Raw genomic sequence first — 22,007 nt, 5'->3', positions numbered from 1 at the left:
CACGTCAATTAACTACTGATACTGATTCTGTAAATAACGCTGATGGTACTGCCGAAGCAGCGCATCCAGCTGATAACCGAGCCGATACCTCGTCCCGATATTATAGCCCCGACTGTAGGCATACTCCCAGCGAAACTCTTCGGTGGTCCGCAGCCGTAGCCGTTGTGTTTGTGCAATCCGTCCGGGCGGAATAGGAATCGCAAAATTGAATCCGCCCGTCCCTCCGTTCACCGTTTTCTGGGCGTAAAACCCAACTTCGACGCTGCCCATCTGCCGAATGACATCCAGTCGCGCCCCCCGGTCCTGGTACATGTACTGCCCACCCGACAGCTTGATGGTTATATCATGCGTTGGCATGCGGTAAGCCACATCTGCCAGGAGCATCAGGTGCTCCGGCGATCCGTAGTAGAAGCCATTCTGCGGGAAATAATAAAAGCCCGTATAGCTGGCTTCCGCCCCAAACGACCAGTTTTTTGTCGGGTCCGCGTGACGGTACTGCACATTGGCACCGTACTGGTCATTGTAAAATAGCCCCGCCGACAGACTCATAAAATTCGTTCCGTCCAACGCCAGAAACTGGTTCAGATAGGTCGGAGCCGGTCGCACGTTCAACGTCTGGTTGTCCAGCTTATTCACGATTGGAAACAAAACGCCCCAGTTCAGCACCAGCCCGCGACTCAGGTACAACTGGCTTTGCAACAGCAGATTGGTTTTACTTTCTACCGTCTGCTCCCGAAAGCCGAATTGAGCCACAAACTCAGGCTGCAACCGAAAGTCAAGCTTATACCGGCGGCTATCAAACCGATGCGTTTTTGCCCACGCCTTCCGTTCCTCCTTCGAAAGAACGGTCGTGCCAATCGTCGAAGCCAGTTTATACCGAGCTATCGGGACACCCTGATAGAGCGGCACAAACTCGTCAATGCCTGTTGACGCCAGCGGCTTTGCCAGTTCCAGCATACCGATCAGCGGGTTGCGGTACAACCGCTGCTCGTAATACACCCGATGCGCCGTACTGTCAACCGACAGGTTTTCGTAATTCAGCAGTACATTACGCTGTTGCGCAACACCTTCCCAAGCGAATCCCAGACCGAGTAGTGCCACCAGCAACGCGTTACGCAGCCACCCACTCGCCATGCTCCGTGCATTTTCTCCCACGCGACTACGCCCCTTCATTTTTCCTGAGTCGTTTAGGTAACCGAAGTACGTTGAACGCGCAGGACGTTCCCAGCGTAAGCTGATCGCCATTTAGCAAACCCGCCTGCACGGTCCAATGCTTGAACAGCAAGGCATAAGCACCCACGTTCAGGTGTTGCGAGTCCCATTCTACCATGACTCCCCCCTTTTTGGCGAAGTCGAATTTCACGCCACCAATGGGTCCAGCCAGGTAGTAGTAAGGTTTATCCCGTTTATCGGTCAGGGTAAAACCAGACAGAATATCCGAGTTCTGACTATTCTTTACCTCGGCCCGATAAATCGAATAGGGACTACCCACACCGACTGTTACCGCAGCCGTGATCGACTTGGTCAGAGTTAGGTGCTTGGTAGCAACGACTGCGTTCGTGATCAGCGAGTTGTCAATTCCGAAAGGTGCCGAAAGAATAACCGCAACCGATGGACGCTTCGCTTTTTCGGTCAGCACCACGTATTTCAGATCAATCTGACGATCTCCGATGCCTTTACCCATGAATGGTATAGGCCCGTTCGGATTCAACAGATTGATATTGACTTCAAACCGGGGCAGGAAAGCCAGATTGACGAACGCGATACTTTCCGAATTCTTTTTGTAGAAGCGGAAAGCATAGTTTTTCGGGTTATACGCATAGCCCGCAGAAAACGTCCCGTCCTCCTGTACTTCAGCCGTTGGAATGTAAATCAATCCCGATTTACCGGAAACGTTTACCTGCGCCCAGAGCCGCGTGAAATACATACCGCAAAGCAGCATCAGCCCAACCATAAAAACCTTTTTACTGGTCCTACGGCGCTGCACTTTTCTGAACGGATATGTATATACGGCAGATATCACTATGGGTAATCGTTTACGCGTCAATCAGAATTATCGTACGTTTCGCTTAGTTGAACTTAAACCGTGCCGAGAGTCCGGCTTCGATGCCGTTCAGGCTAACTTTCTCGGTTGTGCTGGTGGTCTCCGTCCGAACGGCCTGATTGTAGTTGCCCAGATGGTAGCGCACATCAAGCGCGAGGTACAGTTTCTTCACCAGTTTCCGCTCGGCACCGACGAATACCTGCGCACCGTAGCTGTTGCCCGCCTGCTTTTCGTTCACCGACCCCGTATTGCTCGTTACCTGCCGGGAGAAATCGTTATTGACAAAATACCGCGCGACGCTCACGCCAATGTACGGCGTCAGGAAAGGCTCTTTCGGTGTTTCCGATGATCCGTCCGTCTGTGGCTTGGCGAAGGTGTATTTCAGATCCAGCGAAACGGGAATGATCGATAGTTTCAACTCCTCGGTCCGGTTGATACCGCCACTGCTCAGCGCACTAGACACTGCTTTCGACCAGTAGCCAACCCGTCCGCCAATCGAAAGTCCTTTGACGAGACCGATTTCAAGCGCGGCAGTCGGCATAACGGCTCCCGACAGTTTAGCGCCTTGACCACCGTTGTATTCCACCAGGAACGAACGCTTATTCCAGTAGTCCAGTGACGGATTCCAATAGCTGGCTCCAACGCTGATGGATTTTAAATTAACCTGTGCCTGGCTGGTCAACGGTTGAATGAACAGACCCAGCGCCAGGGTGGCGAATGACAAAGAGAAGTATCTTTTTTTCATGAGATCGTTTTATGATTACGTGATGGTGCGACTCTGTTTATTCCTTACTCTTATTCGTCGGCACCTTTCCGACCTCCATTACCCTGGTTATGGCAACTGGCGATAGCCTGACTGCGAGCGGTTGCAAGCGAGGCAACGGCTACATTATAATTGCTATTGATTTTGCTTAGATCGGCATCCCGGGCGGCCTGCGCATTGGCAAGCTTGGCACTCGCCACAACATCACAGGTGCTGGTATCAGCCGATTGTAAAGTATTGATGCCGGTTATAGCCTGGCTGTAAGCAACATAATACAGCACGGTCAGCAGGTTGAATGTCGCATCGCCCAGTATGGTTTTAACGCCATTCAGATTCGACAACCCCTGGTTGAGTTGTTGCAACGCAGCGGCTCTGTACCCATCGTACGTAGCGGGTTTGCTGCCTTTACAAGCGGTGGCATCTGCCTGAATGGTTGTCTGAGCCGATGTATACTGCGCGTTAATAGGAGCCGATTGCGTTTGCTTGGCAGCATCGAGTCTGGCAACGGCTGATGTGTAAGCCGCGTTGGCTGCCGTTGCGCAGGCATCGTCCGTGGTAGCGTTCGCAACGGCGACGGGTGCATTAATGCCTTCCGCGCCCAAGCGCCCGCCAACCGTTTTGCCATTGACCTGTGGCATCGTAAACGTAGGCAAGTACGCTTGAAGAGCGGGGTTGCTCGCGATGGCCGCTACTTCCGTTTTCAGGCTCGCGGGCATTGTTCCGGTTGATGCGAGGTTGCTAACTACAGCTGGCGTAAATTCAGCCGAGATGGCAGCCGCTTTTTCCGCCGAAACGGCTTTGCTAACATTGGTAGCCGCTTGTTGCACAGACGCGGGTACTTGTCCCGTCGCCGTCATACTAGACAGGCCGCTGGTAACAGCCGCAGCTACGGTTGACGAATTGACCGATGCCGCTGTCACCGAAACGGCAGCCGGGGCTGTTGGCGTAACATCGGGCAGTTTCACATTGTCGAGGCCCTTGAACGTGTAGGTAAACGGCGTGACCGATTCTACTTCTTTTGTCTTACAGTTATACAGGGCAGCCGCCAGACATAATCCGTAAGCAAATAACCTAGTGCGTGAATGTACAGTTCTCATGTAAAGGTTTGTGTGAGGTAGTCTTATTAAAGGTGATTGATTACAAAAATTTAAGGTGATTATGGAGCGAAACAGTTGACGCGGAACCGGTATACAGCATGCATCCGATGAGCGCAACATGACCCGTTATAGCAATAAGATGATGTATGAATTTGACTTAGACATAGTATTCCCTACCCCACGCTTGTGGGTCATTTTTAAGAATTAGCCTTTTTGTGAAAAGCATCGCGCCCGCTATTGATTGATAAGGCGCTGATTATTTATTTTGGCTGGTCGTGTGACCAGTTACGTTACTGGTACCTGACAAATCGCAGGATCGGGTATGCGCGTTTCGTCTGCAACCGTATTTCCTTCGTTCTGTCTGCTACTGGCTTTTATCTGTTCTGTTGGGTAAACGAAGTAAACCTTACGAGAAGAAGTAAAGAAGAGTTCATGAGCGTGGATAGTTTATCAGGATTGCACTTATTATAGTTTTTGACTAGAACAAACCTAGTAATAAATTGAGTAATTAATGTTTTTTTAACGGACCTAATCACTCGAGAATTTATTATTCGATATACATGAATATATTCATATAAATCCATGTAAAAAATTATATTAACTACTAATTTATTACTTACACAAAACGGTATATTATACTCATCTTAACGTACCGACATGACTAGTAAAACCTTATTTTGTGGTATTGCTTATGTCATGCGAAGTCCGTTCTACTTTCCGTTGATTATCCTGAGCAATTAAGTAAACTAAAAATCATAACGTGTATCTTTATTTTTATAGATTTTGGTGCTTACGTTATAGATAGCAGCACTGGATGACGAGTCATTGCTTAGCTTCATTCATTTCTACGTAGCAGGAAAACATACACTCAGAGCATTTATTTAGTGTTTGGTATAAATATCTACGAATCAACATATTGCATTATAAATTTTGGTGCGATCTTTATGGTGCGATTAAAAACGAAACTTTGTTCATCAAAATGATGTATTTACTTTGCGCTATCCTCACCAATATTATCCACTTATGAAAGCTCGTCCAGGAGCAGGTGTACGTCATAAATTCGACATTGACCAGGTAGTAGCCATTACCGCCGACGTCAATTATAGTTACGTTTATTTTTTGAATGGCGATTGTTTGCACCGTAGCCGTACCCTCAAATGGTACCTGGAACGATGGCCTGATCTGCTCCGCATTCACAAAAACGCACTTATCAACGTCGATAAAATTTCCGAATATAGCCTCATAAGTGGCAGACAACCATCCGGTTACGTAATTATGACAAACAATTTACGTTTAGAAGTTTCTCGTCGGAATATTAAACAAGTTGCCGATTATCTCGCGCAGCGCAAGCAAGTGCAATAGCAAACAGATTACGGGTTCTGCTATGTCATCAACGGCTAGCGAATTGTACAGAAAAATAAGTCTGAGCTTTTCTAAGTCATCAAAAAATTAATTTGGCTGCGTATCTTTGGTAGGCAGCCAAACTAATTTTATACCCGTACTAATTCTTACTTACTCGTAGTATCGGTTAGCGTACTAGGTAGAATTACAAACTAGTTTTCGTTTGCTGTATACCCTAGTGAGCCAGTTCGAATGCCAACCGTATCTATCTCCCGTAGCTCAATCGTTCTTCAAGCGCTTCTTCGTTTCCTGATTAGTCGCTTTCTTTTTCAGTATCAGCACGATAAATCAGAAGTCGTTTTCTCTGCTCGACACAATAGATCAACAACCGCGTATCGTCAATTCTTCTTTTGTACTTATCTAATAATCACTATCACTGGACATGCTGGTTTGTCGCCTGTTGTTGCGCAGTCAACCACGGTTCGATTCAACCACCTCTCCAGCAAAGACGGTCTCTCGCATAACTCCGTCAACTGCATCCTTCAGGACCGCGACGGCTTTATGTGGTTTGGTACCAACGAGGGCCTGAATAAGTACGATGGGTACGCGTTTACGGTCGTTCAACCGGATTCAGCTGCGCAGCTGACCAGCCTGCACAGCAGTCGGATAGCCGGGCTTTGCGAAGATCGGCACGGTCGGCTTTGGGCAGCTACCGAAGGCGGGGGCCTGTACGAGGTTGACAAAAAAAGAGGACGGATGACCCAGCATCCGATCCGTACGCAGAACGCGCACCGGTGGAACAACCAGCTGTCGGTGTATGAAGACAGTCAGGGTTTTCTTTGGCTAAGTACCTATAACGGACTGGTTCGCTACGATCCGTCGGCCCAGCGCTTCCGCCTGTATCCAACGCCCCAGCGCGATATGCCCATCAAAAGCGTATTTGAAGATCCGCAACACCGATTGTGGGTCGGTACGTTGAAAGGACTGTATCAATTCGATCGGGCAATGGGTCGGTATACGCTACTGAGCTACATGACCAAAACAGGTAACGAGCCTGTTTTCAACTCGTTCCATCTGGACAAAAATCAAACGCTCTGGCTCGGCACGGCTGGCGACGGCATTTTTCAACTCGACCTACGTCGTCCTTCGCTGCAATTGGTACCGTACAACCCAGGTGGCAATCTCAACCGGTATGTTTGTTTGAACACTGTACAAGCTGATGCGCAGGGTCTTATCTGGATCGGCACGACAAACGGTTTGCAGCGTATTCATCCCACTCTTCACCAGATCACCACACTCCGACCGCAGGGTGATCAGCCCAACGGACTAAGCAGCGCGAATGTTCAGGCGGTATATATCGACCGAAGCGGTACAATCTGGGTGGGTACGGACAATGGAATCGATGAACAGGCTTCGAACCGAAAAGCGTTTACTACTTATCAGGTAAAACCCAGTCTTGGCACGGCCAATCTGCTGGACAACAAAGTAAATACGCTGCTGATCGATCCCAAAAATCAATTATGGCTCAGCAATCAGTTTTCGGTATACCGTATCGACGCATCCCGCAAGCACGCATCTGTAGTTCCGCCCCAGACGTTGGGCAGCACGGCTCAGCATACGAATTATTATTTCTCGCTGCTGCCCGATGGCACAACGGGTATGTGGCTCGGCACCTGGGATGGTCTTTATCACTACAGTCAGACAACCGGACGATTTACAGCGTATCCATCCGAGGTTCCCGGTCAATTACTCAGTCGCGCTCCCGACGGTAAGATCTGGCTCGGCGGTGAAGGCGGCATCGCTTCCTTTGACCCCGGTACGCGTCAGTATACGTACTATAAGTATGACCCGGCCAATCCAACCGGGCTATCCGATAAGTTCGTTTATGCGCTGCTGGCCAGCCGAACTGGTGCTATCTGGGTTGGCATTAATGGAAAAGGCATAAGTCGGTTAGACCCAACGACGTCTCGCTTCACGCACTTCTCAGCCGGAACGAAACCGAACCAACTAAACAGCAACGAAATCCTTACGTTCTACGAAGATAGACAGGGTATTATCTGGTCGGGGACCAACCAGAGCGGGCTGAATCGTTTTGATCCGCAAACAGGCCACTTCTCCTCGATTACAACCGAGAATGGTTTACCCAGCAACCGGGTCGTTGCTATTACCGGCGACAACGCGGGCTTTTTATGGCTGAGTACCAACAAAGGGCTGTGCCGCTATGATCCCCGCACGAAAACGGTTCGAACGTACGATAGCAACGCGGGGCTTCCGAGCAATGAGTTTCTGGAAAACGCGGTTTTCAACGAAGGCAATCGTGTTTATTTCGGTAGTTTGAACGGCCTTGTTTCGTTCAACCCCGACAGTATTCAGGCTAATGATAAATCCTTTCCCGTAACGATCACCGACTTTAAAGTCAAAAATCAAAGCCGGCCCTTACTGGATACGCTTATCCAATTAGACCACGACGAAAACTTTCTGTCGTTTGAGTTTGCCGCCTTGACCTACACCCTTCCCCAACAAAGTCAGTATGCCTATCAGCTCGTTGGCATCGATAAAACGTGGATTCCAAGCGGCACCCGTCATTTTGCTAATTACACGAACCTGTCTCCCGGCGATTATACATTTCGCGTAAAGGCAGCCAGTAATGACGGACTCTGGAGTGCGAACAATGCCGTTGTGCATCTGAGAATTCAATCCCCCTGGTGGGCTACCTACTGGGCTTATGGTTTCTACCTGCTGGCATTCGGCGGAATGATCTGGGCCTACCTCCGTTTTCAGACCGACCGCATTCGTCAACGGCAGGAAATAGCGCTCAGACGATCCGAAGCCGAACAACTTCAAGCAGTTAATGAAATAAAGAATCGATTTTTTGCCAACATCACGCATGAGTTCCGGACGCCCCTGTCGCTTATCATTTCGCCCGTTGAAAAGCTTATACAGGAATCCGCTGTTAATCCATCCACTCGGCAAACCTTGTCGCTGGTGAATCGGAATGCCCAGCACTTGCTACGGCTCATCAATCAGCTGATGGATTTGGCGAAACTCGAAGCTGCGAGTATGCCCGTGACGCTGATGCACGGCGAACTCGACGACTTCGTTCAGCAACTTGTCGATTCATTCGGGCCAGCGGCTGAGCACAAAGCAATTGCCTTGACGTACACGAGCGAACTAAGTTCGTCGCGCCAACAATTTGATGCAGATAAGTGGGAGAAGATAATCGTGAATCTGCTATCAAACGCGGTAAAGTTCACCCCCTCGGGCGGACGCATCACCATCTCGCTAAAGCCCCTTGATGGGGTGATCACCGACGAAAAAACGACGCTACAGCTTGTCGTTTCCGATACGGGTACTGGCATTCCCGCTGAATCGCTCCATCACGTATTCGACCGTTTTTACCAGGTCGATTCATCGCATACCCGCGCTTACGAAGGCACCGGTATTGGGCTGGCGCTGGTTAAAGAACTCATCGAGTTGATGGGCGGTACTATTGCCGTTGACAGCCAGGTGGGCGTGGGAACAACCTTTACTATTCTCCTTCCTGTCGAGTTGGCAACCACGGAGGAGGGTATCGTTTCGCCAAGGCCATCGACCCCGATCCATTCGGTCAGCGATCTTCTTCCTGACCTTATCCCAGGGTCATCCGGGGTCATGCCCGATACGGCTTCTGTTGATGTTTCGTCCGCGCCTTTGCTGCTGCTGGTAGAAGACAACCACGACCTGCGCGAGTTTATGGCTGCGGAACTAGCTACTGCCTACCGGGTAATGAGCGCCCCCAACGGTCAGGAAGGCTGGCAGTTGGTGCAGGCTGAACTTCCCGATGTGGTCATTTCGGACGTAATGATGCCGCTTATGGACGGTTACGAACTTACTCGAAACATCAAAAGTCATCCCGAAACCGACCACATTGCGGTTTTGCTGCTCACCGCTAAATCGTCGCACCCGAGCCGTCTGGAAGGATTGCAGGAAGGAGCCGACGATTATTTAAACAAACCGTTCAATCTGGACGAACTTCGGCTTCGGTTACGTAACCTGATTAGTCGGCAGCAAAAATTAAGTGAACAATACCGGCAGCAGCTGGCGCAACCTGATGCACCGACATTACCCGAAGACACAAAAAACCCGTTTCTCGATCAGATTTACGCCTTGCTGGAAGAACATCTTGGCCTTAGTGACAGCACACTGACCGTCGACTGGCTGGCCGAGAACATGGCGATGAGCCGCAAGACCTTGTACCGCAAGCTGGGTAGCCTGACTGACCTTGCTCCTAACGAACTCATCCGCAATTATCGGCTGCGGAAGGCCGTCGATTTGTTACGAGCCGGCCACAGTGCCAGCGAAACGGCTTATCTGGTAGGCTTCAAAACACCCTCCCATTTCACGACAGTTTTCAAGGAATATTACAAAAAAACGCCCAGTGATTTCTTATCGAATTAGTTCGCTGGTTACTTACCTCGTCTGTGCCAGCTTAGCTTCGTTTTGAGCAATCGCACCCGAAAAGTGTCAAAAAAGTGCATGATTTAAGCATAATTAACTAGATATGTCCCAGATCTGTAAGAAACTGTCCCAAATCGGAAAGTGGCTTTATGGAGGTTTTGATACCTTTGGGTCATCAAAGAGAGGTAGTCCACAGTCTTTTAAAGACCTGTTCAGCTGATAAAGCCAGATTTTTACTATCAAACTTTCTGTTTTTATCCACGCACCATAACGATAGGCTTTGTCATAGCTGAACAGGTTCTTTGTACTACTAACACATGCAGTTGAGTCACGATCTCCGGTAAGTGCAATTTGCACCTTCAAGATTCCACTTACATCTCCGCCTGCTTTCCTTTCCGTTATCCTTGCAATCCATAGGGTCATCCGGTTCTGTTCCCCTGCTGGGAGTGGCTCTTACAAGGAGCTTGCCTTAGCCAACGCTCCCCGATGCGATCGTATCCATTCGAGCAGTTTAGCCTTCTTTCTTTGGTGAGTAACTATGTTTTTTCACGGAAACTAGTGAATTTTAAGCCATCAGATCGACTGGTCAGGAAACGCGTGTTGGGAAACCACGCGTTTCTTCCATCCATAAAACAAGCCTTTTGCTCTATTATGAAGCACGTTCGCATATTTGTTCTTTTACTGCCTTTGTTGGCCTTCCTTTTTAATTGCAAAAAAGATAACAGCAGCCCGGAGCCGACAGCTGCTTCGCAAACGGAATTGCTGGTAGCGAACAAATGGCTTCTCGACCGCGTGTCGAACACCAACGACCAAACGATTAGCGTGGGACAGATGGGTACCAATACACTTGTTCTGTTCGAGCTTGATATGCAGTTTCGATCGGACGGTACCGTTCGGGCAATCAATCGCTTGACTAGTCAGATTCCAAACGGGGGAACCTGGAAGCTGGCACCCGACTTCAAATCGATGGACGTAGATGTGAACGGGTTTAAAGGAAACTTCCCGATTGTCGAACTGACGCGTACAAAATTGACGCTTCGTCAACGGGCGCCGGTCAGCGGTGTGGAATCAGATATCAATCTGGAATTTAAACCATCGCTCTAACAGGCTGACAGAAGAAGCGGGCCACCTTCCGTACCGTTTATTCGACACTGTATGCCACTTCTCAGATTCGAAACCAAGTCCGGCTTGGAAGAGCCGGGCTTGAAGAAGCACGGCTTTTTCGTAACAGCTGAAGCAGTCGGAAACCCTGCGAACCAGCCGGTGTTACTGCTACACGGTGGTGGGCAAACACGTCATTCGTGGGGCGATTCTGCACACGTTTTGGCCGACGCGGGCTGGTACGCCATCGCCCTCGACGCTCGCGGGCATGGCGACAGCGATTGGTCTCCCGAAGCGCATTACACCCTTGATGATCTGGCTCATGATTTGCGAGCGGTGATTGCTCAGCTTGATCGGAAGCCCGCTCTTGTCGGCGCATCCATGGGCGGCATGATCGCACTGATTGCTGAAGGAGAGCGGCCCGCCGGAAGTGATTCCCTGTGCACGGCCATTGTGCTTGTCGATATCGCTCCCCGTGCTGAGCAAAAAGGAATTGAGCGCATTTTTTCGTTCATGAGCCGCAATCTGGATGGATTTGCTAGTCTGGACGAAGCCGCCGACGCTGTCGCTTCGTATCTACCCAACCGAGCCCGCCCGTCGGATCACAGCCGATTGGAGAAAAATCTCCGTTTTCGGCAGGGACGCTATTACTGGCATTGGGACCCGAAGATGCTGGCGTTATGGCAACGCAATTCGGCTCCTGACCAACAGTTACAACACGAAGAACGGCTTTATCGGGCAGCCCGCTCGCTGACTGTACCGACGCTGATTGTGCGCGGAGGCATCAGCGATGTGGTGAGCGAAAACGTGATGGCCGAATTTCTGGACGCAGTTCCTCACGCACAGAGCATCAGCGTCGCTCAGGCAGGCCACATGGTTGCCGGTGACTCAAACCATGCCTTTACGCGAGCCGTAATCGACTTTTTAACGAATAACGTACCACCCGGCCAAACGAAGTAGACAGTCCTTGAACCGATAATTTTCCCCAGTGCTGCGTTCCCTCCCATTCATTTGCTAATTTGCCCGATCACTTGTTGAGAAATGAAGAACGTTCCCCGTATTCTGACCGCCTGGACCCTTTACGACTGGGCGAACTCGGTGCATTCGCTGGTCATCGTGTCCAGCATATTTCCGGTGTATTTTTCAGCCACCGCCTTAAATGAAACCGGTGGGCCGGTTATTAATTTCCTCGGCTTATCCATCAAAAACTCGGTCCTGTTTTCCTACACAATCTCAGCGGCTTTCCTGTTCACGGCGCTGCTGTCGCCGGTCTGCTCCGCCATTGCGGATTACAGCGGTCGTAAGAAAACATTCATGAAGGTGTTTTGCTATACGGGAGCCATCAGTTGCAGTTTGTTGTATTTCTTTACCAAGGAAACGACCACCTTCGCCGTGATCTGTTTCTGGCTAAGTTTGATCGGTTGGAGCGGTAGCATTGTGTTTTACAATTCCTATCTACCCGACATTGCCACCGAAGATCAGTTTGATCGAGTCAGCGCGCGGGGCTTTTCGATGGGTTACATCGGCAGTGTAATCCTGATGGTCATCAACCTGGTTGTCATTCTCAAACGTGACTGGTTCGGTAACATCTCCGAAGGACTGGCCTCCCGTATCGCTTTTCTGACGGTGGGTCTGTGGTGGATTGGCTTTGCTCAGATCCCGTTCAGCCGCCTGCCCGACGGAACGAAGAAAGTGAAACAGGCTGGCAATTACCTGCTGAATGGCTTTAAAGAACTGCAACACGTCTGGACGGAATTGCAGGAACAGCCGCTAGCCAAACGGTTTTTGGTCGCCTTTTTTATCTATAGCATGGGCGTACAGACGGTGATGTACGTGGCGACGATCTTCGGCAGCGATGAACTCAAACTCCCCGGTCAGAGCCTGATTGTTACAATTCTTTTGATTCAGTTAGTTGCTATTCCCGGCGCTTACGGCTTTTCGTGGCTCTCCGGACGGCTGGGCAACACCTATGCGCTTATGATTGCCGTTACAATATGGATTGTTGTCTGCGCCTGCGCCTATTTTGTGCAGACCGAATCGCAGTTTTTTGGTTTAGCCGCCGTTGTGGGTCTGGTGATGGGTGGTATTCAGTCGCTGTCGCGTTCGACCTATTCCAAGCTGATTCCGGCGAGTACCGATACGGCTTCGTACTTTAGTTTTTACGACGTAACCGAAAAGGCATCGATCGTGCTCGGTACGCTTTTATATGGACTGATCGAGCAATTAACGGGCAACATGCGTAACAGCATTTTGGCCTTGCTGGTCTTATTTATTGTCGGTTTTATGCTGCTGTGGCGGATTCCTTCACAAAAAATTTACGGTCTGCGTGTGGAGAATGCAGAACTTTCGTAAGTTTGCACCACGATCAAGGAGGCAGCAACGCTTTCGTTCGGCAAAGGAGGTTAGCTCAGTTGGTTCAGAGCGCTGCTTTGACAGAGCAGAGGTCAGCGGTTCGAGCCCGCTACTTCCTACCAAAAGCCCTAAATTCACTGAATTTGGGGCTTTTTTATTTTCCTTTGTGTTCTTTCTAGAAAAAGCTCGACTGGATAATTCTACGTATAGAGCAATCACCCGTGAGCGAATAGAAATTACGAAAGCCCATTGAATACGTGAATTGAGCGGGCGTCTTCTACGGAAGCGGTTAATACATCGATCGTCCTAAGATACAGGTTCGCTTATACCACAATAGCTTACATTTGGCCAATGGGCTGCGGTTGGGGTGTTGTCCAGACCAGATAAGCCAGTAAACTCCAGCAGATGGAAGCATATGACCCAGAAATTAATAGGATGTATAACGTACCGTTATCGGCAACAGCATCCATGTGAACCAAGGCCGATCCCATCAGTTTGCCTACCAATGCCGTCAGGGGAAGCCACATCCCCACAGCCAGCGGCACATAGCGTCGCCATCCGCGCAAGGTCCCTGCTCGAACTACTATAATTCCTACCAAGAGCATGACGACCATGCTAATAGGCCAGAACGCATCCAGAATCCTGTATAAAACGGTATTGGCATTAGGATCAAGAGCCTGGTAAATGTTCCAGATGTTGGCAATGGCCAGTGTTAGCAAGTTGAGCCGAATCACGAAGTAACCGAAGGAAGAGTTGCCCGTTGCATTCAGACGTATCAGGCCAACTAAGCTGCCCATACAGGTAAGCATAAAAAATAAACCGACCAGGCCGTCAAAAGCAGATTGCGCTAGAGCAGGATAGCGCATCGGGAGCAGTGGAGCAATCAACATGTAGTGAGCTCCCAGAAGGCCAATAGCACCAAGTGTACGATTGGTTAAGGTAAACTGGTTCATAAGCCGTGTATCTGTCGGGTTTTGAGCTGACTTGATCAGCAATCATTGACAGATCAAAATTGGCGCTGAACGGGGAGCGGTTCAACCGACTTTTGTGCCAACTAGCTTAAGAACGTTGTGAATTGACACCCTTCTACTACGAATTGTAAAAGCCCATAATAGGATGTCGTCAAAAAATAGCCTGACGTATTAATGAAGATTAGACGCTACTAATCAATTGATTACCGATTCACTTCGTTGACATAGTGAACAACACGAATCAGACAGGATACAAAAAGCCTTGATGATGTGTCAATTGATTCGCTACTTATAGTACGTCAACCTCTTGTGCTTAATTTGTCCAGGTTATTTTTCTCGGATTACAACCCGCTCGGCTTTTCCAACCAAAAATATGTACGAGCAAGCGCCAACAAATCCTAACGTACCGATAAAAACGAGCGCCGGGTTAAAATTTCCCTCCTTCGCCAGGTAGCCGATTACGATAGGTACGACAATAGACGCCAAGTTACCCATAAAATTAAACACGCCCCCGGTTAAGCCAATCAGGTGTTTCGGTGACAGAATCGATACAAATACCCATGAGATTAGGGCCATGCCCGAACCAAAGAAAGCCAGCGCCATAAAGAAAATGATCATGGTCGTATCGTTCGTATAATTAGCGCCAATGATGCTGACAGATAGCAAAAGCCCGGCAATAATGGGTGTCTTACGCGCTACGCTCACCGACGTTCCGGTCTTCACCAGATAGTCGGACACAAAGCCCGACAGCAGCAAACCGGCGCAAGCCGCCAGAAACGGTACAGAAGCCAGATAACCCGATTTGATAAAATCAAGACCACGATATTGCACCAGATAGGTTGGAAACCAGGTCAGAAAAAACCAGAGCGTAGCATTGACGGCAAACTGCCCGATGTACACGCCCCACAAGGTTCGGCTCGAAAATACCTGCTTTACGTTATACCAACTCCAGGCGGATGCTTGCGCTGGTCCTGCCTGTTTCCTACTGATTAACCCTCCGCCCTCTTCGATGTAGTCCAGCTCAGCCTGATTGACGGTCTTGTGATCCAGCGGATCACGGTAGAACAGGTACCAGACCAGCCCCCAAACGATACCGACCAGTCCCGTACCGATAAACAAGCCTTTCCAGCCCGCATAGTACTGAACCGTCACCAAAACGGGGGTCAGAAAGGCCAGGCCAATGAATTGCCCGGAAACGTACAGCGAAATAGCCGACGCCCGTTCATGATCAGGAAACCAGCTGGTCACTACCCGGTTGTTGATCGGATACGAAGGTGCTTCGAACGCACCCGTCGCCAGCCGAAGCGAAAACAAACTGGCAAATCCCCGAACAAATGCCTGACAAAGCGTTGCTAAAGACCAGGTAATAAGACAAAACGCGTATAGAACACGCGGAGCAACCCGGTCGGCGATCAGTCCGCCCGGAATTTGCAACAAGGCATAGGACCATCCAAACGCCGAGAAGATATACCCTAATTTCTGTGGCCCTAGCTGTAATTCCTTGCTCAGCGCCGAAGCCGCTACAGCCAGATTGGTGCGATCCAAGTAATTGATCACCACGTTGACGAAAACGAGCGCCAGCATCCCGTACCGAGCCCGCGTTTTCAGGCCGCTTCGTGCTGGCAGCGTTCCTCCGGAGAAATTGCCACTTGGTGAGTTACCACTCGGCGAGGCTTCGTTTAGCGGTTCCATTCAGTAAAGGATTGGTTTAGGAAACTGAGTGTTCAGGATTATATACTGCGCTTTAATCCTGAACATACACTACTTTGCGGTCCAGCCGCCATCGACAGTCAGCATCGAGCCAACCATGTAGCTGGCGGCATCGCTGGCCAGGAAGATAGCCGCTCCCTGAATCTCACGCAGTTCGCCCCAGCGGCCCAGGACGGTAGCACCTACCACAAAATTTTTCGCTTCGTCGGTGTGGGCAATGGGAATATTCATCTCCGTTAAAAATGGTCCCGGACAGATGGCGTTGACGTTGATAGCAAACGGTGCCAATTCAATAGCCAGCGCGCGGGTCATCTGCACCACAGCTCCTTTGCTGGCCGTATAGGGTGTCCGGTTTGCCAGTCCGACCAGGCCGAGTGTACTGGCCAGATTGATGATGCTGCCCCGTTTTTGCTCTTTCATGTACGGCGTAACCGCTCTGCAACACAGCCAGGTACCATTGACATTGATCTGCATGACTTTATTAAAATCGTCGGGCGATACGTCGTCGATGGCTCCCCGGATGTTGATACCCGCACTGTTGATGAGTATGTCGATCCGTCCGAACGCGTCGTAGGCAGCTTTTGCCATCGCTTCCGTTTGCCCGATGTCTGTGATGTCGGCACTGTAGGAAAGAGCCCTGGCTCCAAAATGACGAGCGATTTGGTCGGCGGCTGCGGCTCCTTCTTCCGCATTGCGATTGACCAGCATTACGCTGGCTCCCGCCGAGGCTAATCCGGCGGCCATTGCCAGCCCAAGTCCTTTTGACCCACCCGTAATGATGGCGGATTTACCCGTTAAGTCAAACTGTTTAATTCCGGGTAGTGCTTCGTTACTCATCTAAAAAGTTTAGTTGTTTCGGAGATAGATGCTGTCACCAGTTCATCAGACAAGCCGGTAAAAAACCGTTTATTTAAGCTCGATCTGGTTTTTGCTGTACGACAGGCAGGCCAGGATGTTTTCTTCTTCGGCAGCCAGCCGGTTATCGGCGGATAGTTGTGATATTCTTGGCAACGCAGCTTTGGCTTTATGCTGACGAACCATGCGAAGCGTTCGGGCCAGATCAGCGCCCGGTACATCGGCAAAGGTGGCCCAGTAACCATCGGTCAGACAGGGGATTTCGAGCGGATCGCGCGTGATCATTTCCAGGTTGAACGTAACGGCTGGATTGTGTTTTTTGCACAAAGAAATAATCGCTGGTATGTCTAAAATACCCGTTCCCAACGGCACTTCGGAAAGTAGAAAGCCATCGGCGTATTCCTCAACGGCCATGTCTTTTACGTGCGTCGTGAATACGAACGGAACAAGTGTCTTGATCACGTCCATCGGATCTTCCAGCAAGGCAATGCTATTGCCAAAGTCAAGCGTCACCCCTACCCATTCACTGCTGATTTGTTGAAGAATGGCTGCTAGCTCAGGCGCTCGCCAGTCTTTGTGATTCTCGACGCCCAGCTTAACCTTATGCTTTTGAAGCACAGGTTCGGCCAGTCGTAATGAAGCGAGTGCGTTCTTTTTTAACTCCTGAAAAGCATCCCCAGAATGGTACGTTTCATAACGTCGGCCCGACGAGCAGACGGTGCGTAACACCTGAGCCCCGGCATCTTTGGCATTGACAACCTCGCGCTCAAATTTAGGAACATCCTCTGCTTTTTTGGGTAAACCAATGGAGCCTTCCAGGTACAGACCGAGTTTATCACGCTTAGCCCGAACCTGTTTGGCAAAGTCGGCGGTCCAGTCACTCACGACAACCTGCGCTCCCCCCGCCCCAATTTGATGGCAGTGATCTAGCAAGTCGAGCGCGTTAGTAAAGCCGGGGTAAGCACTACTCGGCGTTTTTGAGTTCCACCGCATGCCGTACGAATGTACCACAATGCCCATTCCCGTCGTTTTGACCCCATCGGGTAATTGCGGCAACGAAAGAGCCATCGCTCCCATACCTGCTTTTTGCAGAAACACGCGTCTGTCCATCGGCATACAACTGAGCTAGTAGTCTGGTTATTTGGCACTCGCGGCATTTGCTTCGAGCATGTATTTATTCAGTTCGTTAGCCGTCCAAGGAACAACCCGTCCCTGCGACGTAACGCGGGTCATGCCCACCACGCGTTTACCCACTGCCCCGGCCTGATTTCCCCACTCGTTGCGGATGTAGGTCAGGATCGCCGTGATCGCGCCATCGTCCATTGTCGAATGAGCGGGCATCACCGGCAGTATAGCCGGAGCGTCGTACGTTTTCCCGGCTACTTTTACCGGCCCTTCCATACCATGCAGAATAATCAGAGCCAGCCGTTTTTCGTCGCCCAGCACCCAGTCGGAGCCGATGAGCGGGGGCGCAAACCGGTTTAGACCGGCCCCGTCGGTTCCGTGACAACCCGCGCAGGTGCTGAGGTAGTGCTGACGTCCAAGCGCGAATTGTTTTTGGTCATCCTCGCTGAGCAGGCTCTTTTTTACGGCGACGGCCTTAGCCGCGACATGACCGGGCCATTCAAACATCGACGATAGAGCAGCCAGCCTTGCCGGATCAACAGGGCTGTTGGATGCCGTTAAAATTCCGGGTGCTGCGGCTAGTTTCACCGGTTTCATTTTCTTTGCCGTACCCGCTATCGACATACCGGTCAGGATGGTTTTGTCCTGCCACCCAAGCGCGGCTTTGTTTGTACTCAGTCGGGTAAGCAGCGCCGTTAGTTCTGCGGTATTCCGCTTCCGAACAATGGCGGTAGTCAGCATTTCCAGAAAGATTTCCTTTGACGGGGTTTGGGCCTGCCACTGGGGTGATTTGAGTAAACTTTGCAGGAACGCATATTCTTTATTTTGCAGACTGCTCATTACAGCATCACGGATCAGGGCCGTTTCTCCGTGTCGTTCTACAATACCCGCCAGCAATGACTGAGCATCTTTCTGATCGAGAACACTGGCGGATAACGCCATCTGCAAGACCTGTTCGACGGACGCTTTCTGCCACTGGCCCAACAGCTGCTTCCCAAGTTTTTGCCCAATTGCTTTATCGTTTTTTGCGAAGGGTTCCATCAGGCGCAGTGCCGCAGTGCTAACGAGCGGGTCGTGATCGGCAACTAGTTGAAAGAGCACATCCGGCTTGCTCAACGACAAACCATCCAGCGTCCACAGGGCATGAAAGCGCCCAAACTTGTTCTCTCCTTTCAAAGCAACAGCAGTAAGCGCTTTCTCGATGCTTCTGTCGTTACGTTCGACCAACAGCCGTTGCGCCATATCCCGGTACCAACCGTCGGGGTTCGACAGTTGCGCTACTAATTCGTCCGGGGAAGCGTTTGTTAATTTCGTTGGCTTGGAAGCGGTACAGTTTTCGGGAATAATGCGCCAGATACGTCCGGCAGAGAGCGGTTGAAGCAGATGCCGCTCTAACGTCTGCTCTTTCAGATAGGGCGTTATGTAAGCTGAATGCTGAATCAGGCCCCGGTACATATCCGCTATGTACAAGGCACCATCGGGTCCGCTAGCCAGATGAACGGGACGAAACCGCTCGTCCGTCGACGCCAGAAACTCGGTACCCGGATGCGGGTCGTGCGCGTTAATCAACAGCCCTTTTTCTTCCACACTGTTGCGTTTGACCAGATTTCCGGCCGGTTCGCAAACGAATACATTGCCATAATAAGCGGTTGGCAGAGCTTTACCCCGGTAGAAAAGTGGGGAGCAGGCTGCCGTGAACTCCTGCAATCGCCCTTCTTTGTTTAGTGTACCGGGTATATACCCACGATTGACGGCGGGAGTAGCCCGGATCGGATAAACCCGACGATCAAGCGTCAGTCCGTAATCGATACCCGTCGTTGGCGTATGGTTTTTGTTGCGCGACAAGTAGTTGGGCGGGACCAGATCGGCGTGTAACTGCGACCAGTTGTAATTGTAATACAGGCGCCCTTTGTCGTCGTGACTGATTCCCCACTGCCCCCGAAACTCCGTTGAATCGCGTTGCCATTTGCCGTCCGTCAGTCGATACCGGAAGCGGGATTTGGCGTTATAATACCAGTTGTCCATACTCCGCCAGAGTCCGTTCGGTGCATGTTCCGGCAAACCGTTGCCAGCATATTCTTTATCAATCAGTGTTTTGGTATCTGCTTTGAGGTCACCGTTTGCGTCGCTGGTCATCCACAGCGCCTGATTTTCAACGACCAGCACACCACCCGGCACCAAGGCCATCGCTCTGGGCATGATCAGGCTATCGAGGTAAACCGTGCTGACATCCATCTGGCCATCGCCATTGGTATCTTCCAGCACCGATATACGGCCAACCGGCTTTTCCTCACCTTCACCGTCGATGGTGGGCATAAAACCGCGCATCTCCACGACCCATAGTCGTCCGTCTTCATCGAACGTCATCACAACGGGCGACTGCACCATTGGTTCGGCGGCCACAAGCTGAATTTTCAGGCCCGGCTCCAGCTTAAACGTAGCCAGTTCCTCCGTCGGCGTTCGCACGGGCGATGGCTCATCACCTAGCAGCTGTCCGAATTTAGACCGAAAGCTTAACAAACAGACCAGGCCGGCACCGAGCAGTAACGTATAGTAAGCAGGCTTAACCATGCAATCAATTGACTTTTCCAGTTCAAAAACACTTGTCTTCGATACTAACAAATGTCATATATATAAAGTCCATTGTTGCCAAGAAATACTTCCATTGTTGCCACAAACTTTACCACGACCTTCTTACGACCGGATGTTATGACAGCACTCAAGCAGTAGACGCAGCGCCAACTCGCTTTTGGTCATAGCGAATCTACGTGTATGTTATGTCTAATCGGTTTACGAATCAACTGGCCCTGATTACGGGTGGCGCTGAAGGCATTGGAAAAGGAATTGCCGAACGACTGGCTTCGGAAGGAGCCACTGTCGTTCTGTTCGATAAAAATAAAGACCTGCTGGAACGCACTGTGGCCCAATTCGTCGGCCAGGGCTATAAGGTAAGCGGTCAGGTTGTTGACATTACCCAGGAAGATGCCGTGGCCGAAGCCATTCAAACCGTCCACGGTACGTTTGGACAACTCCACATCATGATTAACTCGGCGGGCATCGTCGGGCCAACGAATACAAAAATCACCGAGTACGCCGTGACGGATTATGACGCCATTTACAACGTAAATCTGCGGGGTGCTTTCCTGATGACAAAGTATGCCATTAAGGCGATGGAGCCGTATAACTACGGGCGTATTCTTCACATGGCGTCTATTGCCGGGAAAGAAGGGAATCCGCTGATGGTTGGTTATTCATCGATGAAAGCCGGACTGATCGGGCTGGTCAAAGGTGTCGGGAAAGAATATGCCGAAACAGGTATCACCGTAAACGGGCTGGCTCCGGCGGTCATTCAAACGGCGATGAACGCGAACACCGCCCCCGAACAACTGGCATATATGACCGCTAAGATTCCCATGAAACGATTGGGCACGGTCGAAGAAGTAGCGTCCCTGGCGGCCTGGGTTGTTTCCGAAGAAGCCAGTTTTAGCACGGGATTTGTCTTTGATCTTTCCGGTGGCCGGGCCACTTATTGAAACAGCACGGGAACAACAGGCTACTTTTTCGCTACTCGTTTACAACCGATTTGGCTTTTGTACACTCCTTAGTAGGGTAACCATAGTAATTCACTAAACCGAAACGACTATGACTCTACTAAAAGCAACACGACGGTTGTCACTGGCAGCACTCGTCGGACTGGGTTTGTCAAATTGCAACACAACCCGTGATGTTGATCCCGTTGATATGACGTCATCCCCCACGGTGCAGACCATGCGGGCAAGCTTTGGCTCACTGGCGGGCGAGTGGGTACTGACCAATTACAAGAATCAACCGCTACCGCCTACGCTGCAAAGTCGAACAACGCTGGTGTTAAAAAAAGAGTCCAATGACAATCTGACGGTAGGTGGCCAGAGCTTCGTCAATTACTACGGCGGCTCGTTTCTGCTCGATGAAACAAAGGGCCTGATCGTTTCCGCCCAGGGAATCTATTCGACCAAGATCGGTGGATCACCGGAGGCTATGCAAGCGGAGAATGACTACTACATCAATCTGGGCAAAGCAACCTACTTCGAGTTTGATCAGCATGGGCAACTCCGGCTTTACACGGGTCCCAAAGAAGACGCCAGCACCGAATTGCTTTATTTCACGAAAAAGTAAGTAAGGCAGTTATTTACTGTGGTGTCAGGTTCTTAAACCTGACACCACAGCATCAT

Annotated in this window: 16 protein-coding genes and 1 tRNA gene; 8 read left to right on the top strand and 9 right to left on the bottom strand. The window is 50.5% G+C overall.

The window, feature by feature from the left end:
• Nucleotides 1-12 precede the first annotated feature (12 nt).
• From LQ777_RS09700 to LQ777_RS09685, 4 genes are all read right to left on the bottom strand, one after another.
• Nucleotides 13-1,173 carry a YjbH domain-containing protein gene (locus tag LQ777_RS09700; protein ID WP_232562317.1) on the bottom strand — a complete coding sequence of 387 codons (1,161 nt, stop codon included), beginning with the start codon at nucleotides 1,171-1,173 and terminating at the stop codon, nucleotides 13-15.
• Nucleotides 1,160-1,987 (bottom strand): YjbH domain-containing protein, encoded by an 828-nt coding sequence (locus tag LQ777_RS09695; RefSeq protein ID WP_232562316.1) that lies wholly within the window; start codon nucleotides 1,985-1,987, stop codon nucleotides 1,160-1,162. The genes LQ777_RS09700 and LQ777_RS09695 overlap by 14 nt, the downstream gene beginning before the upstream one ends.
• An 82-nt stretch (nucleotides 1,988-2,069) precedes the next feature.
• Nucleotides 2,070-2,789, bottom strand: a complete 720-nt coding sequence (locus tag LQ777_RS09690; RefSeq protein ID WP_232562315.1) for a hypothetical protein — start codon at nucleotides 2,787-2,789, stop codon at nucleotides 2,070-2,072.
• 50 nt (nucleotides 2,790-2,839) lie between these two features.
• The gene (locus tag LQ777_RS09685; RefSeq protein ID WP_232562314.1) at nucleotides 2,840-3,904 is read right to left on the bottom strand and encodes a hypothetical protein; all 1,065 of its coding nucleotides are present in this window, start codon (nucleotides 3,902-3,904) and stop codon (nucleotides 2,840-2,842) included.
• 1,023 nt (nucleotides 3,905-4,927) lie between these two features.
• On the opposite strand from LQ777_RS09685, the gene LQ777_RS09680 reads away from it, so the two are divergent.
• The 6 genes from LQ777_RS09680 (at nucleotide 4,928) to LQ777_RS09655 (ending at nucleotide 13,257) form a co-directional block, all read left to right on the top strand.
• Nucleotides 4,928-5,266 carry a LytTR family DNA-binding domain-containing protein gene (locus LQ777_RS09680; RefSeq protein WP_232562313.1) on the top strand — a complete coding sequence of 113 codons (339 nt, stop codon included), beginning with the start codon at nucleotides 4,928-4,930 and terminating at the stop codon, nucleotides 5,264-5,266.
• A 429-nt stretch (nucleotides 5,267-5,695) separates the two neighbouring features.
• Nucleotides 5,696-9,682 (top strand): hybrid sensor histidine kinase/response regulator transcription factor, encoded by a 3,987-nt coding sequence (locus LQ777_RS09675; protein WP_232562312.1) that lies wholly within the window; start codon nucleotides 5,696-5,698, stop codon nucleotides 9,680-9,682.
• A gap of 651 nt (nucleotides 9,683-10,333) precedes the next feature.
• Nucleotides 10,334-10,786, top strand: a complete 453-nt coding sequence (locus LQ777_RS09670; RefSeq protein ID WP_232562311.1) for a hypothetical protein — start codon at nucleotides 10,334-10,336, stop codon at nucleotides 10,784-10,786.
• Between the two features lie 51 nt (nucleotides 10,787-10,837).
• Entirely contained in the window at nucleotides 10,838-11,743 is a 906-nt protein-coding gene (locus LQ777_RS09665; protein ID WP_232562310.1) for an alpha/beta fold hydrolase, read from the top strand.
• An 81-nt stretch (nucleotides 11,744-11,824) separates the two neighbouring features.
• Nucleotides 11,825-13,135 (top strand): MFS transporter, encoded by a 1,311-nt coding sequence (locus LQ777_RS09660; protein ID WP_232562309.1) that lies wholly within the window; start codon nucleotides 11,825-11,827, stop codon nucleotides 13,133-13,135.
• Between the two features lie 44 nt (nucleotides 13,136-13,179).
• Nucleotides 13,180-13,257: transfer RNA gene (locus LQ777_RS09655), tRNA-Val, on the top strand.
• A 216-nt stretch (nucleotides 13,258-13,473) separates the two neighbouring features.
• Here the strand turns inward: LQ777_RS09655 and LQ777_RS09650 are convergent.
• The 5 genes from LQ777_RS09650 to LQ777_RS09630 all read right to left on the bottom strand — a co-directional run bounded on the left by LQ777_RS09650 (nucleotide 13,474) and on the right by LQ777_RS09630 (nucleotide 20,367).
• Entirely contained in the window at nucleotides 13,474-14,088 is a 615-nt protein-coding gene (locus LQ777_RS09650) for a hypothetical protein (RefSeq protein ID WP_232562308.1), read from the bottom strand.
• Between the two features lie 345 nt (nucleotides 14,089-14,433).
• Nucleotides 14,434-15,690, bottom strand: a complete 1,257-nt coding sequence (locus LQ777_RS09645; RefSeq protein WP_232562827.1) for an MFS transporter — start codon at nucleotides 15,688-15,690, stop codon at nucleotides 14,434-14,436.
• 177 nt (nucleotides 15,691-15,867) lie between these two features.
• Nucleotides 15,868-16,653: an SDR family NAD(P)-dependent oxidoreductase gene (locus LQ777_RS09640; RefSeq protein ID WP_232562307.1), complete on the bottom strand. Its 786-nt coding sequence runs from the start codon at nucleotides 16,651-16,653 to the stop codon at nucleotides 15,868-15,870.
• Nucleotides 16,654-16,722: 69 nt separating this feature from the next.
• Nucleotides 16,723-17,781 carry a sugar phosphate isomerase/epimerase family protein gene (locus LQ777_RS09635; RefSeq protein ID WP_232562306.1) on the bottom strand — a complete coding sequence of 353 codons (1,059 nt, stop codon included), beginning with the start codon at nucleotides 17,779-17,781 and terminating at the stop codon, nucleotides 16,723-16,725.
• 27 nt (nucleotides 17,782-17,808) lie between these two features.
• A complete protein-coding gene (locus LQ777_RS09630) occupies nucleotides 17,809-20,367 on the bottom strand; it encodes a DUF7133 domain-containing protein (RefSeq protein ID WP_232562305.1) in 2,559 nt (852 codons plus the stop codon).
• A 206-nt stretch (nucleotides 20,368-20,573) separates the two neighbouring features.
• Here LQ777_RS09630 and LQ777_RS09625 point away from each other — a divergent pair, with 206 nt between their 5' ends.
• Nucleotides 20,574-21,329 carry an SDR family NAD(P)-dependent oxidoreductase gene (locus LQ777_RS09625; protein ID WP_232562304.1) on the top strand — a complete coding sequence of 252 codons (756 nt, stop codon included), beginning with the start codon at nucleotides 20,574-20,576 and terminating at the stop codon, nucleotides 21,327-21,329.
• A gap of 109 nt (nucleotides 21,330-21,438) precedes the next feature.
• On the top strand, nucleotides 21,439-21,951 hold the full coding sequence (locus LQ777_RS09620) for an META domain-containing protein (protein WP_232562303.1): 513 nt from the start codon (nucleotides 21,439-21,441) through the stop codon (nucleotides 21,949-21,951).
• The last annotated feature ends 56 nt before the right edge of the window (nucleotides 21,952-22,007 follow it).

It is taken from the genome of Spirosoma oryzicola (genome assembly GCF_021233055.1).
Taxonomy (GTDB): Bacteria; Bacteroidota; Bacteroidia; order Cytophagales; family Spirosomataceae; genus Spirosoma; species Spirosoma oryzicola.
The sequence above is the reverse complement of the archived record's forward strand: the minus strand, read 5'-3'. Positions and strand labels throughout refer to the sequence as shown.